Raw genomic sequence first — 15,387 nt, forward strand, 5'->3', positions numbered from 1 at the left:
AAACTCGCTTCGCTCAAACAAGGGCGAGCCCTGATCCGCGAAACGCTGCGCTCCTCGGCGCAGCCAGAGGGGAGTGGATGCCGGGAGCGCCATCGCTTCGCTTGGCTTGGGGGCGGGCCTTTGCTGCGCTCGGCTTGGGCTTTGGCGTTTGCTCCACGCTGCTTGCGGTTGGGCTGTGCTTCGCTTCGATGGGCGGGGCGGACTTGCTCCCTCTCCCCTCGGGGAGAGGGCGGGGGTGAGGGCAGCGGCCTTGTGCGGTGAGGCGGCGCATGTTCCCGCGCCGTCGGCCCTCACCCCAACCCTCTCCCCAAGAGGAGAGGGAGTAAATCCAAGAGCCGAGCGAAGCGAAGGCCCGCCAATACCTTGAAAGCCGAGCGCAGCGATGGCGCGTCCGAAAGCCCTTCTGTATGCGCCGAGGAGCGCAGCGTTTCGCGGATCAGGGCTCGCAGCTGTTTGAGCGAAGCGAGTTCTGCGAGACCCCGCGAAACGCGAGCACCGCAGGTTGCCCGTAGCGAAGCGAAGGGACGCAGACAGCAGGGTCGCCTTTTCTTTGCTTACGTTCTTTTGGCGAAGCAAAAGAAAGTAAGTCGCCCGCCGGGGCGAGACCCGGCCTCGGAAAGCAAGAAGAACCCAGGAGGTCATTCCCCACCCCCAAGAAACAACGCTTCAAACTGCGCATCCCGAGGCAGCCCAGCAGCAAGCATCCGAACCCCACCTTCAACAGCCGGATCGCCAAGCCACAAAGAGCCCCCCACAGCAGGCAGCTCCAGCGACTCGACGCCAACGCCCCCCTCCCCGGCAGCCGTCACGAACAGCCGCCCCAGAACCGCATCGAACCGCAACGCATCGAGATCGCCCTCGAGCCCCTCAAGCGCAGCCTGAACCCCCAACGCCCACCAGTGCAGCGCGGCACCCAGCGCCTCCCCCTGGAGCACATCCGAAACCTCCCCCAACTCGACAGCCAGGGTGAACGGAAAGTACCGTCCGACGCCATCGACAGAAGGCATCAACACACCGATCCACGCACGCTCGCCGGCCACCTGCGGCCCAAGCGCAAAGCACCAGATCGGCGCCTCCAGGTAATGCGCAGTCCAGTCCGCATGCCGATCCCGCAGCCGCGCAAGACCCTGCTGCAGCCACTGGTCCCACACCGAGCGGAACGACTCCGGCAACCGCCGGTGCGCAAAGTCACCCATGCCCGGCAACTTGCCGAACCATCCGGGCAATTCGGCCGAGGCGAAGAGGGAAGAAGAAGTGGAAGAAGAGGCCAGGCTCACAACCCCTCCGGACAAGAAAACTCCCGCAGCTCGCGCAGGCGGATCGGATGCTGCACGCTGTTGGTCGTCACCTCGAAGCGCGTCTTGCGCGCGCCGATCTGGAAGGTGATGAAGAACTTCTCGGGTGCATCGCCCGCTTCGAGCTGCCCGTCGTCGAGCGCACGGAAGAGCGCCCACGGCCCATCGACCGCCGAGCCCGAGCTGCCGGTCGTGGACGGCGGGCTCACCTGGATGCGCACCTGGTTGCTGCCCTTGGGGCCGGGCCACTGCACGGCCATCGGCACCACGGGGCCGTGCGCGTACTTCACGAGCTGGCCATCGACGTCGAGGATGAACTGGGTGATGCCCGCATCCATCTCCACCGGCTTGAAATCCAGCCGCATCGAGGGGCCGCGGCCGCCGGCGCGGAAGAAGATGTCCTTGATGCGCGCGGCGCGCTCGAACTGCGCGAGCGCCTGCGTGGTGATCGCGCCGCGCTCGGCCACGGGCTTGTAGCGCCACGGGCGCGTGCTGGTGTCGACCAGTGCGGCCAGGCGCTTCTGGAAGAACTCGTCCATCAGGCCGCCGGCGCCGAACATCTGGCCGAAGTCCTCGGGCAGCACGTCGCGCTTGCTGGTCGGCGAGAACGGGTAGCGGCCCGCGATGGCGCGCGTGCAGAACTCGGTCACGGGGCGCAGGTCCTGGCTCAGGTTGCCGCGCTCGGCCACCTGCGCCTGCGCGGCGCCCGACTGGCTCAGGTTCTCCACCATCGAGCGCACCGGCTCGGGCAGGCGGCCCGCATCGGCCTTGAGCTTGCCGGCCACGTCGCCGGGCGGCGGCGAGGTGCGGCCCTTCACCGCCGTGTCGACCGCGTTCAGGTACACGTACACCTCGTTGAAGAGCTTCAGTGCATCGTCCAGCGGCGCGGGCTGGCCGGGCGCGGCGGCGGTGACCAGCCGGCGCAGCGGCTCGAAGCGGTCGTCCACGATGCTCTCGATGCGCTTGCCGCTCGCCACCGGCTTGTTGGGGTCGCCGCCGAAGAGGTCCTCCAGGCCCTTGCGGGTGCTGGCGACGGTGGCGGTGGCCTTGCTCACCACGTCCTTCGGTTGGTCGGCGGGGATGAGCGTGGTTTCCTTCACCACGGCGCGCAGGAAGTTCGCGAGCGGCGAACTCACGCCCGAGAGGATGCGCGCGGCCTCGATGTTCTTGTCCAGGCCGGTGGCGCGGATGAGGCGCACGTCGCCGAGCAGCGCCTCCCACTGCTTCACGTATTCGGCGAGGTACAGGCGGCGCACGCGGTCGGTGAGCGCGCCGAGCGCGGCCACGTCGCGCAGTCGGTCGGCGGCGCCCTTGTCCTGGCCGAGCACCCAGGGGTCCTCGGCGGCGAGCAGGCCGGTGAGCACCGTCACCTCGTTCTGGAAGCGCTTGTGATAACCGTCGTAGGTGAACATGCCCGGCACGCCTTCGGTCAACGGCTTGCCGCTGATGCGCTCGAACACGAGCGGCGCCGAGGGGCCGGCCGCCGTCGCCACGCTGAAGGCCGGGATGTCCTTGGTCGCGCGCTGGCGCTTGAGGCGGCTGAAGACGCGCTGCTCCAGCGGATAGCTCGCGAGCACGGCGCGCACGCTGCGCACCAGGTTTTCGTCCATCTTCAGCGGCGAGCGCGGCGGGCCCTGCGCGATGAGCACGTCGAGCTGGTCTTCGAGCGCCATGCGCTGGTCTTCGGGGATGCCGCGATCCAGGTTGCGCGCCCAGTCGAGCGTGATCCAGGCCTTCAGCGCATCGGGGTCGAAGTGCTCGGGCTGGTAGAGCATGAGGTAGCTCTTGAGCGCTTCGTACGTGTATTCGAGGTTGTCCTTCTGCGCGGTGCGCAGCTGGTCCTCGATGCGCTTGGCGATCTGCGGCAGGAACACGTCGTTCAGTGCGCGCTGGTGCGCCAGGCGCGCGGCGGCGTCGAGCTTGTCGCCCTGGTAGAGGCCCAGCGTCATGCTGAGCGGCTCGTCGCCCTGGCGGTTCTCGGGGGTCTTCCAGATGTCGCGCACGCCCTGCATCACGGGGGCGACCTCGACAAGGTTCTGCAGCTGCACCGGCAGGTTGGCCAGGCTCTTCTGTGCCGGCACGGCGCGGGCCTCGACCGACTTCAGGTAGTTCATGTTCTGCCAGGTGCTGTAGCCCCAGCCCGCGATGAGGCCGACAGTGACCAGCGTCATCGCGGCCACGCCCGTCATGCGCAGCAAATGGCGGCGGCGCTCCAGCTTCACGTCGGCGCCGGCCAGGCGCTGCTCGGGGAACACCACGTCGCGCAGCAATGAAGTGAGGAAGTAGCTGCGCCCGCTCGACTTCTGCGGCGCGAGCATCGCGCGCTCGATGCCGAAGCTGCGCGAGAGGCTGCCCATCACGCGGTCGATGGGGCTGCCTTCCTGCGTGCCGCTGGTGAAGTACACGCCGCGCACCCACGGCGGCTGCGCGAAGCGCGATCCGGTGAACACCTGGTCCAGCAGGTCCGACAGCAGCGAGCCGATGGAACCGAACTGGGCCGGGAACCCGAAGATCGCCGCGCGGCGCGCGCCGTCGGTCTCGCGCTGCATGCGCGGAATGAGGCCGTCGTTCACGCGGTTGTGCAGCAGCGCGAACTCGCGGTGGAAGGCGGTCGAGAGGCCTTTCTCCTCGGTCTGCACGTTCTCGTCGGCCGGCAGCGTGAAGCCGAAGACCTGCGCGCGCTGCTCCTTGCCCAGGTCGTCGAAGTAGTCGGTGAAGCCGTAGAGCAAGTCGCTCTTGGTGACCAGCACGTACACCGGCAGGCGCGTGGTGAGCTTGCTGTCGAGTTCGAGCAGGCGCGCGCGGATCGACGCGGCCAGCTGCGTGCGTTGCTCGGGCCCCTGGCTCAGCAGGTCGGCCACGCTCACCGTGAGGAACACGCCGTTGAGCGGACGGCGCGGGCGCGCCTTCTTGAGCAGGCCGAGGAAGCCTTCCCATGCGTTCTTGTCTTCGGTCTGGTGGCTGTCCTGCGTGGTGTAGCGGCCGGCGGTGTCGATGAGCACCGCCTCGTCGGTGAACCACCAGTCGCAGTTGCGCGTGCCGCCCACGCCGCGGATCGCGCCGGGGCCGAACTTCTCGGCGAGCGGGAACGAGAGGCCCGAGTTCACGAGCGCCGTGGTCTTGCCCGCGCCCGGTGCGCCGATGAAGACGTACCACGGCAGGTCGTACAGGTAGCTGCCGCCCGAGATCGACATCCAGTCGCGCCAGCCCGGCTTCTTGCCGGCGGCGTGCAGGCGCATCTGCTTGAGCGTGGCGACGGCTTCGCTGAAGCGCGTGTCCAGGATCTTCTGTTCGCCGTTGACCGGTGCGTCGGTCTTGACGGTCGGCGCCTTCATGAGGCCGTCGGTCAGGTGCTGGCTCGCGCGGCGCGCGCGCCAGCGGCGGTACAGCATGCGCAGCACGACCAGGAGCACGATCACGCCGATGACGATGGCGCGCACCGTTTCGCTCTCCAGCGGCGCGAGCGCGCCGATCTTCACCAGCGGGCCGATCCACCAGATCAAGAGGCCGATGATGAGAAGCGCGAGCAGCGTCAGCAGCAGCGGGCTGAACAGGAAGCCGAAGATTTTCTTGATCATTTCGTCGCTCCTGGAACGGGAGCAGCCGGGGTCGGGGCCGGTGCGGCGGAAGCGGCGACGCGCTCGGGCTCGGTCAGCAGCACGATGTCCACGCGGCGGTTGCGCGCGCGGTTGGCGGGCGAGTCGTTGGCGGCCACGGGCTCGGCATCGGCCTTGCCGTCCGAGCGCATGCGCGCGGGGTCGACCAGCGTGGTGAGCGCACCCTTCACCGCATCGGCCCGCGCGGCCGAGAGGTGCCAGTTCGACGGGTAGCGCAGCGAGCGGATCGGCTGGTTGTCGGAGTGGCCGGTGATGAGCACGTCGCCCTTCACCTCGGCCAGCGCCTGCCCGATGCGGCGCAGCACCGGCAGCGAAGCGGGCATCGGCTCGGCGCTGCCGGAACCGAAGAACGAATCGCCGCGCAGGCGCACCACGCTGCGGTCGGCCTCGTCGGTCACGGTCACGAGGCCTTGCTTCACTTCAGGTTCGAGGAAGCGCGCGAGGCGCGGCGTCTTCGCGGGCGGTGCCGGCGGCGCGATCTGGATGTTGGGCACGCGCAGGCCCGAAACCGCCGCGTAGGTGGTGTCGGAGCGATTGTTCAGCATGAGCCGCATGCCGACCCACGCGAGCGCGAGCAGGAAGGCGAAGCCCGCCGCGAACACCCACAGCGGCAGCGATTCGCGCAGCCGCACCGTGCCCGCGCCCTGCCCGCGCCAGTGCGGCGAGAGTTCGGGCTCGACCTGGGGGCGATCCTTGGCGATCAGGTCGGCCAGGCGCTGACGCACCGAATCGAGTTGCGCGCGGCCGTTGTCGACCACGCGGTAGCGGCCTTCGAAGCCGAGCGCGAGCACGCTGTAGATGAGTTCGAGCAACTGGCGGTGCGTGGGCACGTCCTGCGCGAGCTTGGCGAGAAGCTGGAACACCTTTTCGCCGCCCCAGGTCTCGTTGTGGAACTGCACCAGCAGGCTCTGCTTGTTCCAGCCGGCCTGCACGCCCCAGGGCGTGTTGGCCACGGCCTCGTCGAGCGCGGTGCACAGCACGTAGCGCGCGGCGAGCACCGATTCGTTGCTCACGCCCGCGCGGCGCGCGCTGGCATCGAACTGGTTCACCGCATCGGCGGTGGAGGCGCGCAGCGCTGGCACGTTGGGCGGCTGCGCGAGGTTGCGCAGCTTGCCGATCAGCACCAGCAGCTTGCCCGCCGCCGACACCAGCGGATTGAGCAGGCCGATGTCGCCAACCTCGGCCACGGGCGTCGGATCGGCGCCGCCGAAGAACGGTGCCGGCGCCGCGGCCGGCGGCGTGCCGGCCGGGGTGCGCGGCTTGGGCTTGATGACCGTGCGCTCCGACTCGAAGGCGGCGAAGGGATCGGGGGGTGTGCTCATGGGGTTACCTCGGGCCGTCCATGCGGCGGCGGCCACCTGGTCAGCAACAGAGCCGTTCGGGCCGAGCTTGTCGAAGCCTTGTGCGCGGTGCCCGGCCCTTCGACAAGCTCAGGGCGAACGGTGTGGAGGGCGGCTTGTGGCTTCATGACCGAATGGCCCAGAACGCGAGATCGAGGCCTGGAAAGTCGCCGGCGATGTGCATCGCGATGCCGCCGGATTGCTCGAGCTGGCGCCACAGGTCGCTGTTGCGCGTTTCGAGCTCGAAATAGTTGGCGCCCGTGTGGAACGGGATCTGCCGCGGCGCGACCGGCATCGGCGTGAGCGTGACCCCCGGGAGCGCCAGGTTCACCAGGTCGCGGATGCGCTCGACCGGGCCGATCTTCACCTGCGTGGGGAAGCGCGCGCGCAGCGCCTCGCTGGGCATGTTCGCGTTCACCGCGAGCACGAATGTGGCCTTGCGCTGCAATTCGACGTCCGTGACCATCGCCACGCGCACGCCGTGCTTGCGGTCGTGCAGTTCGATGCGGATGGCCGACTGCTCGAACACCATCGAGAGGCTGCGGCGCAGGTCGTCCATCACCGGACGGAAGCTCAGCGCGAGGTCGTCATGGATGTAGGGCCCGAAGCGCGCCACGCGGCGCGAATCCCGAAAGCTCGAGAGGTCGCCGGCCAGGCCGATCGCGTGCTCGAAGAAGTGCTGCGGGTGCAGCATCGCGCTCTTTGCCAGGTGCGCAAAGATGGCCTCGTTGCGGTTCACCGCCTGCAGCAGCATGAAGTCGGCGATCTCGGCCACGCCGCCGGTGCCGCCCTGCGTCATGCGCCCAGCCAGCGCCTCGCCGCGCTGGCGCAGGAGCCCCAGCAGCTCGTCGAGCCAGGCGCGGATCACGGCGTGGGCGGCCACGTCCAGGAGGGGCGGGATCATCCCGCGCTCGAGCTGCACCTGGTTGTCGGTGCGGCGCTCGACCACGCGGGCCACGCCCATGGTGGTCCAGGCGTCGGTCGCTTCGCCGGCGCGCATGAGGCGCGTGTGCAGCTGGCCCAGCTGCAGCATGGCGGTGCGCTCGCCGGCGGTGTTGGAATCGGGCACTTCCGACTCGAGCACGCGGTGGCGCACGAGCTCTTCATAGTCTTCGGCATCGGCCTCGCGGGCCCCCGCGCGGCGCAGCGGCAGCGCGAGCACCACGGCCTCGTCGCGCATGGAAGAAGGAATGTCGATCGGCTCGGGCAGCGGATCGACCGCCGGCATGTCGAACACCGTGCCGTCGCCGAAGATGCCGACCGCGCGCACCAGTGCCAGCTTGCCCAGCGTGAGCGCGGCCTGGTCGATCTCGAGTTCGGCGAAACCCCAGGCATACGGGGTGGTCGAACGCAAGAGCACATGCCTTGCATGATCGGCATGACGCTCGCTCTGCTGCAGGTGCTGAGGCTGCAACAGCATCCCCTCGCTCCAGACCACTTTTGTTCGCCAACTCATCCGCACTCCGTCAACGGCAAGGGTTGCCTGAAAGAAACACGAAGTTTCCGGCGCGCGGAGCGGCGGGCAAATCCGCCTAATGGCCTAGATGCAGGGGTTTGGAGCTACGGCGAAGGGACTAGTACACCGCCCCGGAGATTTCGAAACGCGAAGCGCCTCAGCGTCCGCCGGCGCGCAATGTCTCGACCTGCTCGGCGTAGGCCTTCTCGATGCGCTGCAGCCGCTGCGCGCGCGCTGCCTCGTTCACCCACGCGGCGGCCATGGCGCGCTGCTTGCCCAGCTGGTATTCGAGCCGCGCTTCGGACAGCAGCGCGCTGTCGTCGACCGCCACGTAGCCGTAGGTGGCGCGCAGGTTCTTGAGCACCTCGCGCTCGGCATCGGCGCGCGGGCCCTTGCCTTGCCCGTAGTTGACGAGGAAGTTCTGCAGCTTCGCCTGGAATTCGGGCGGGTAGTTGCGCCGCACCACCATCGGCGCGCCGGGCGGCGGCTCGGACTGCCAGATGACCTGCAGCCGCTCGGCCTCGATCGGAAACTGCTGGCGGAAACGCTCCAGGTCGGTGGTGTTGTTGGTGGCCACGTCGGCATCGCCGTTGGCCACGGCCAGCGCAGTGGCCTGATGGGTGCCGATGAATTCGCTGCGAAAGCGCGTCTCCATCTCGATGTTGTTCGGCAGGAAGAGCTGGCTCTGCGGCACGACGAAGCCGGTGACCGAGCGGCTGTCGCCGCGCGCGAGGCGCCAGCGCTCGGGCTGGGCGAGCATGCCTTCCAAGGTGTTGAGCGGGCCGGTCTTGCGGGCCAGCAGCACCGCGCGGTGCTCGGGCATGCCGGGGCGCCGGGCGATCTGCGCCACCACCTTCATGCGGCGCTGCATCACGGCGTCGAGCGCCATCTTGGCCGAGAGGAAGGCCATGTCGATCTCGTCGCGGCCGATGGCGCGGTCGAGCTCCTCGTAAGAGGGCACCGAATAGGCATTGACCGGAATGCCGAGCGCGCGGCTCATGTCGGCCATGAACGGCGTCCAGAGGGCCCGCGATTCGACGGTGCCGCCCAGCGGGAGCACGCCGAAGCGGATGGCCTGCAGGGAGGGCGCGGATCTCTCGTGCGTGACCTGCGCCAGCGCCGGCGACGGCAGGGCCAGCGCAGCTGCGACAACGATGGAACTGCCCAGGGCCAGCGTTGCCGCCATCAGCCGCGTGAGCCAAGACGCATGCAAACGGCACGCCCATGGCCGGGAACACCGCGGAACCGGCTCCGCCGGGCCGCCGGTGTTGCCCCCGGCGAGGGGGTAGGAGAAGCGACACGAAGTGCGCGAAGCCTGGGGGAGCGCCATATCAGGGACTCACGTCTTTGAGCACACTGACCTGTTCAGCGTAGCCGCTCTCGATGCGTTGCAGCCGCGCCTGCCGCGCGGCGTCGTTCACCCATTGGGCCGTCACCGCGTTCTGCCTGGCCAGCTGGTAGGCCAGCTTGGCGGCCGGCTGCAGCGAGCTGTTGTTGGCGGCCACGAAGCCTGCCAGGTCGTGCAGCGACTTGAGCACCACGCGCTCGGCATCGCCGCGCGGGCCCTTGCCGCGGCCGTAGGCGGTAAGGAACGCCTGCACGCGGGTGCGCAGTTCGGCCGGGTATTCGCGCCGCACCACGATCTGCGCATGCGGAATGAGCTCCGACTCCCACAGCACCTGCAGCCGCCCGGCCTCGGCCGGAAAGCGCAGCTTGAAGCGCTCGAAGTCGGCCGAGTTGTTGGTGGCCACGTCGGCTTCGCTGTTGGCCACGGCCAGCGCGTTGGTCTGGTGGGTGCCCACGATCTCGCTTTGGAAGCGTGTCTCCATCGCGATGTGGTTCGGCAGGAAGAGCTGCAGCTGCGGCACGATGAAGCCCGACACCGACTGCTTCTCGCCGCGCGCGAGGCGCCAGCGGTCGGGCTGGTCCAGCAGGTTCTTCAGCGTATTGAGGGGCGGCGTCTTGCGCGACAGGATCAGCGCGCGATACCCCGCGAGGCCGTCGTGGCGAACGACCTGCGCCACCACCTTCATGCGGCGCTGCGTCACGGCATCGAGCGCCATCTTTCCCGAGAGGAAGGCCATGTCGACCTCGTCGCGCTGGATGGCCTGCTCCAGCGCCTCGTACGAGTTGACCGAGAGCACGCTCACCGGGCGGTTGATGGCGCGGCTCAGCTCGGCCAGGAGCGGGTCCCAGTCGCTGCGCGACTCGAAGGCGCCGCCCAGCGGCAGGATGCCGAAGCGCACGGGGACGTTGTCCGGCGGGGTGGCCTGGGCACCGGCGGCCATCGGCAGGCCGAAGAAAAACGCCAGGGCCGCCGCCCGGAATGCGGCAGGAAAAATGGCGGAAAAGCGCAGGGAAACCAGCATCTTGGGAGCCGAAAGGCGTAGGGCCGCTGCGGACCAGCGGGTCTAACATGGGCGAATCGGACGCCATTAAATCTCAAATACAAGTTAACTTCGTGATGTTTTTCCTGTCTTCCATGTTCGGCACCGCGCCCATAAGCTCGCGCCCCATGGGCTCAATGCATCGATGAACTGGAACTTCCGCGTCCTGCGGCGGCTTGCACGCCTCACCTTCGCCCAGCAGCTGATCCTGCTGGCGCTGGTGCCGGCCACCGCCGCCACGCTGACCGCGATTGCGGTGCTCACGCGCCAGCACCTGGGCAACCTCACCGAGCTGATGCGCGCCAATGCGCAGACGGTGGCGCTGCAGGTGGCCACGGTGGCGCAGGCGCCGCTCTCGCGCATGGACAAGCGCGCCCTGCAGCGCACGGCCCAGTCGGGCACCTTCCAGCCGCACGTGCAGCAGGTGCAGATCTGGACCGAAGACGGCGAGATCGTGGCCAATTCCGAGACCGTCGACCGCGCGCGCGACGAGGGCCTTCAGGTGGTGGTGCCGATCGTGGCCGACGACGGGCGGCACAACGGCAAGGTGATGGTCGAGATCGGCCTCTCGGCGGTGCAGAACGCCCGGCGCTCGGTCTGGCTCAACGTGGCGGTGGTGCTGGCGTTCAGCCTGGTGGGCGTGGGGCTGGCCGGCTGGTGGGCGGCGCGGCGCATCAGCGAGCCGATCCGCGCGCTGGGCAAGGCGGTCGACCGCCTGGGCGCCGGCGAGGACGCGAGCGTGGCCATCGAGGGCACGCTGGAGGTGCAGCACCTGCAGCTGGGCTTCAACCACGCGGCGCGCGCGCTCGCCGAGAGCCGCCGGCTGCTGCAGAGCCGCATCAACGAGGCCACCTCGGAGCTCGCGCGCAAGAACGCGCTGCTCGAAGTGGCCAGCCAGGCCAAGACGCGCCTGCTGGCCGCCGCCAGCCACGACCTGCGCCAGCCGCTGCATGCGCTCACGCTCTTCTCGGACGGGCTGGCCAACGGCGAGACCGATCCGGTGAAGCTGCAGCGCATCGGCCACATCCGCGAATGCGTCGAGTCGCTGGACCGGCTCTTCTCCGAACTGCTCAACCTCTCGCAGCTCGATGCCGGCGTGCTGCAGCCGCAGTGGGCCGACTTTCCGCTGGACCGCCTGTTCGACGAGATCAGCCGCAACTTCCGCCCGGTGGCCGAGCAGCAGGGCCTCAGGCTGGTGGTGCGCAAGACCGAGCTGTGGGTGCGCTGCGACTACGTGATGCTCTCGCGCATCCTCAACAACCTGGTGTCGAACTCGCTGCGCCACACCATCGAGGGCGGCGTGCTGATCGGCGCGCGGCGCCGCGGCAAGGGCGTGCGCATCGACGTGGTGGACACCGGCGTGGGCATCGCCGCGCACCACCAGACGCGGGTGTTCGAGGAGTTCTACCAGGTGGAGCCGACCGGCCGCCAGGCGGCGCGCGGCGCCCGCGGCATGGGGCTGGGGCTGGCCACCGTGCAGCGGCTGGCCGAGCTGCTGAACACGCGCGTGGAGCTCAGCTCCCGGCTGCACAAGGGCACCTGCGTGCGGGTGCTGGTGCGCTCGGCGCCGGCGGCGCTGCCGGCGCCCGTGCCCTCGCCCGTGGCCGCGAGCATCGAGGACGAGGAGGCGAGCCTGGCGAACCTGCGCATCCTGGTGATCGACGACGAGCGCACCATCCTCGAAGGGCTGATCGTGGTGCTGGCCAACTGGGGCGCCCAGGTGATGGCCGCGCAGACCCGCGCCGAGGCGCTCGCGCTGGCCGACACCTGGGAGCACCCGCCCGACGTGGTGGTGAGCGACCTGCTGCTGCAGGGCGGCGACAACGGCCTGGACGTGATCGCGGCGCTCGAGCGCCATCCGCGCGGCATCGGCGCCGGCACGGCGCGCCTTCTGGTGACCGGCGAGACCAAGCCCGACCGCTTGCGCGAAGTGGCGAGCGCCGGCATCACCGTGCTCTACAAGCCGGTGTCGCCGCGCGTGCTGCGCCAGGCGATCCAGGCCCAGCGCGCCGCCGCGCTGCTCCACACCGACGCATAGACCATCGGACATAGGCCGTGCGGCCGCCGCGCCGTGCGGTTCGTCACGCTGGCACGGGGTCGCGGCGACTGACATAGCCCCTCCGCCTTATCGCGCGAACGGGGGCGCGTCCTTACATTGGGTCATGCACCCTCGCTGCAGAAGCAGTCACATGTCCGTCGTCGCGAAACACCCCTCCACACCCTTCCGCGGAAGGCTTCGCGGCGCTGCGCGCGCGGTGCTGGCCTTCGGGCTGACCGTGGGGGTGGCGATCGGGCTTGCGGGCCTCTCCACGGGCAGCCGCGCCGCGGCGGCCGCCAGCCTCACCGTGCTCATGAGCGACGACAACGCAGCGCATTCGGAATTCGTGCAGCAGCTGCGCGCGAGCCAGGAGCCGGGCGGCCGCTTCGAGCTGGTGCGGCTCTCGCCGACCGGGGAGATGCCCCAGACCATCGAGACGGCCAGCACCGGCACCGGCACCGATGCCGAGCCTCGTGCGAACGCCGGCGTGCGCACCCGCAGCATGCGGCCCTCGGCCGCCGACGCGAACCTCACCCTGGCGGTCGGCGTGGCCGCCGCGCGCGCCGCCATCGAGCGGCCGGGCCAGGAGCCGCTGGTGCTCGCGATGTTGAGCCGCCTCGACTACGAAACCCTCAAGGCCGCGAGCCCGGCGTTGAAGCGCGGCGACCGGCGCGTGGGCGTGCTGCTGCGCGACCCGGCCATGGCCGACCAGCTCGCGCTCATCGGCGCGGTGCTGCCGCAGAAGCACCGCATCGGCGTGGTCGCCACGCCCGAATCGGAGCCGCTGGTGCGCGAACTGCAGCGCGCCGCGCAAGGCGCGAACCCGGCGTGGGACGTGCGCGTCGAGTACGCGCCCGATGCCAAATCGCTCGCCGCCGCGCTGCGCACCGTGGTGCCGATGAGCGATGCCCTGATGGTGCTGCCCGACCTGATCGGAGACAACCAGGCCGCCGCGCTCTCGGTGCTGCGCGCGGGTGCGGGCGCGGGCCTGCCGGTGTTCGGCGCGAGCGAAGGACTGGTGCGCTCCGGCGGCCTGGCCGCCGCGGTCTCGACGCCCTCGCAGCTCGCGCAGCAGGCGCGCCTGCTCGGCCAGAAGGTGGCGAGCGCGGGCAACAGCGGCAACAACAGCCCGCTGGTGGAGGCGGCGACGCCGGCCACCGTGCGCGTCAACGCCACCGTGGCACGCGGACTGGGCCTCCGTCTGCCGGAGGAACGGGAACTGACCGACCGGCTCGCGGCCACGCGATGAGCACCGCACGACCCGCCGAAGCCTCGGCGCCCGCCGGGGCGACGGGTGCGGCCATGCCGGCCGATCCCGCGGCCGCCGCGCGCAACCCCGGCACCCCGGGCAACTCGAGCACGCTGGTCGTGCGCGGCAACCTGCAGCGCGACCTGTTCCGCCTGGGCGTGGTGCCCTGCGCGGCGGTGGCGCTCGCGCTCACCGGCTGGTTCACCCACAACCGACTGCAGACGCTCGAAGCCCAGTTCGACGCCGAGGGCCAGGCCGTGGCGCGCCAGGTGGCGGCGATGAGCGACCTGAGCCTCTACGCCGGCGACGTGCCGGCACTGCAGAACGTGGCCAACGCGGCGCTGCGCGGCGGCCAGGTGATGCGGGTGGAGATCAGCAACAGCGCGGGCGTGTACGTGACGGCCGGGCCCAAGACCGAATCGCTCGCGCAACTGCGCATGTTCACCTCGCCGGTCACGCTGCGCGAAGCCTCGCGCGCCAGCGCCTTCGCGCCCGCCGGCTCCACCGCCGCGGGTGAGACGCCCATCGGCCTGGTGCAGACCTTCCGCGACACCACAGCCTATGCGCGCGAGCGCAGCCGCTCGCTCATCGCGGGCATCGGCATCGCGCTGGTGGCGCTGCTGGCCGCATGGGCCTCGGTGCGCCACATGGCGCGCACGGTGGCGCGGCCTCTCAGGCGCGTCTCGCGCACCGTCGCCGCGCTGGAAGCGGGCCACTTCGACATGCGCTGCGAAGTCGTGGAGGGCGGCACGCGCGGCACTCACGAGCTGGCCGTGCTCGCGCACGACATCGACCGCCTCGCCGAGCGCCTGCAGCACAACCGGCAGGTGAGCGAGGAGCGGGTGCGCGAGGCCACCGCCGTCGCGTTGCAGCGCATGGCCGAGGCCGAGCAGGCCGCGCTCTCGCGCGCGCGCTTTCTCGCGGCCGCGAGCCACGACCTGCGCCAGCCGCTGCATGCGATGGGCCTCTTCATCGACGGCCTGCTGCCCACCGCCACCGCCGCGCAGCGCCCGGCCGTGCTGCGCCTGCAGGAGAGCACCGAATTCATGGGCGTGCTGCTGGACGACCTGCTGGAGATCTCGCGGCTCGATGCGCAGGTGCTCACGCCGGCCATCACCCGGATCTCGCTGGCCGCCCTCTTCGACCAGCTCGATGCGCAGCATGCCGCCGCCGCCAGCGAGGCGCGCGTGCGGCTGCGCTGGAGCGACCGGGGTCTCGCGGTGCGCACCGATGCGGCGATGCTGCAGCGCATCGTCAACAACCTGGTGACCAACGCGCTGCGCCATGCGCCCGAAGGCGGCACCGTGCTGGTGGCCGCGCGACGCAGCCCGGCGGGCGTGCGCATCGAGGTGCGCGACAACGGCGTGGGCATCGCGCCGATCCACCAGGGCCGGATCTTCGAGGAGTTCTACCAGGTGGCGAACACCGAGCGCGACCGCCGCCGGGGCTTCGGCCTTGGCCTGGCGATCTGCGCGCGCATCGCGACGCTGCTGGGCACCCGCATCACGGTGCGCTCGGCGCTGCAGGCCGGCAGCACCTTCGCCTTCACGCTGCCCGCGGCGCGTGCCGCCGACGTCGTGTTGCCCGAGCCCCCGCCCGTGATGGCCGCGCCGCTCGCGGGCCTGCGCTGCCTGGTGGTGGACGACGACCCCGCCATCCTCGACGGCAGCCGCGCGCTGCTTGCGCAGTGGGGCTGCGAGGTCGAATGCGTGACCACCGGCGCCGAGGCCATCGCGCGGCTGGGCACCGGCGACATCCACTTCGACGCCGTGCTGTGCGACCTGCAGCTGGCCGGCGAAGGCGACGGCGTGGACGTGATCGAGGCCGCCAAGCGCCTGCAGCCCGATGCGCTCGCGGTGCTGGTGTCGGGCGCGACCGGGCCCGAGGTGCTGCAACGGCTGCGGCATGGCGGCGTGATGCTGCTGACCAAGCCGGTGCCGCCGGCCAAGCTGCGGGCGCTGCTCACCACGCGGCGGCATGCGCACGTGGCTTGAACCCAAGAACC

At 70.3% G+C, this 15,387-nt stretch carries 9 protein-coding genes; 3 read left to right on the plus strand and 6 right to left on the minus strand.

The genetic code is table 11. From position 1 onward, the window contains the following. Positions 1 to 638 precede the first annotated feature (638 nt). From tagF to phnD (RT97_RS28405), 6 genes are all read right to left on the minus strand, one after another. Positions 639 to 1,277, minus strand: a complete 639-nt coding sequence (gene tagF, locus RT97_RS28380; RefSeq protein WP_042582203.1) for a type VI secretion system-associated protein TagF — start codon at positions 1,275 to 1,277, stop codon at positions 639 to 641. Then, positions 1,274 to 4,873: a type VI secretion system membrane subunit TssM gene (gene tssM, locus RT97_RS28385; RefSeq protein WP_042582204.1), complete on the minus strand. Its 3,600-nt coding sequence runs from the start codon at positions 4,871 to 4,873 to the stop codon at positions 1,274 to 1,276. Before tssM ends, tagF begins: the two co-directional genes overlap by 4 nt. Continuing rightward, the gene (locus tag RT97_RS28390) at positions 4,870 to 6,234 is read right to left on the minus strand and encodes a DotU family type VI secretion system protein (protein WP_042582205.1); all 1,365 of its coding nucleotides are present in this window, start codon (positions 6,232 to 6,234) and stop codon (positions 4,870 to 4,872) included. The genes tssM and RT97_RS28390 overlap by 4 nt, the downstream gene beginning before the upstream one ends. Before the next feature lie 142 nt (positions 6,235 to 6,376). After that, a complete protein-coding gene (tssK, locus tag RT97_RS28395; protein ID WP_042582206.1) occupies positions 6,377 to 7,708 on the minus strand; it encodes a type VI secretion system baseplate subunit TssK in 1,332 nt (443 codons plus the stop codon). 157 nt (positions 7,709 to 7,865) lie between these two features. Continuing rightward, a complete protein-coding gene (phnD, locus tag RT97_RS28400; protein WP_042582207.1) occupies positions 7,866 to 8,894 on the minus strand; it encodes a phosphate/phosphite/phosphonate ABC transporter substrate-binding protein in 1,029 nt (342 codons plus the stop codon). 145 nt (positions 8,895 to 9,039) lie between these two features. Beyond that, positions 9,040 to 10,077, minus strand: a complete 1,038-nt coding sequence (gene phnD / locus RT97_RS28405; protein ID WP_080898465.1) for a phosphate/phosphite/phosphonate ABC transporter substrate-binding protein — start codon at positions 10,075 to 10,077, stop codon at positions 9,040 to 9,042. A 163-nt stretch (positions 10,078 to 10,240) separates the two neighbouring features. On the opposite strand from phnD (RT97_RS28405), the gene RT97_RS28410 reads away from it, so the two are divergent. From RT97_RS28410 to RT97_RS28420, 3 genes are all read left to right on the plus strand, one after another. Continuing rightward, the gene (locus RT97_RS28410; protein ID WP_042582208.1) at positions 10,241 to 12,133 is read left to right on the plus strand and encodes an ATP-binding response regulator; all 1,893 of its coding nucleotides are present in this window, start codon (positions 10,241 to 10,243) and stop codon (positions 12,131 to 12,133) included. Between the two features lie 151 nt (positions 12,134 to 12,284). Then, positions 12,285 to 13,382: an ABC transporter substrate binding protein gene (locus tag RT97_RS28415; RefSeq protein ID WP_172672264.1), complete on the plus strand. Its 1,098-nt coding sequence runs from the start codon at positions 12,285 to 12,287 to the stop codon at positions 13,380 to 13,382. Beyond that, positions 13,379 to 15,376, plus strand: coding sequence for a hybrid sensor histidine kinase/response regulator (locus RT97_RS28420; protein WP_155403920.1), 1,998 nt, complete (start codon positions 13,379 to 13,381; stop codon positions 15,374 to 15,376). Before RT97_RS28415 ends, RT97_RS28420 begins: the two co-directional genes overlap by 4 nt. Positions 15,377 to 15,387: the final 11 nt, after the last annotated feature.

The sequence above is a fragment of the Variovorax paradoxus genome (assembly GCF_000834655.1).
GTDB classification, from domain to species: domain Bacteria; phylum Pseudomonadota; class Gammaproteobacteria; order Burkholderiales; family Burkholderiaceae_C; genus Variovorax; species Variovorax paradoxus_F.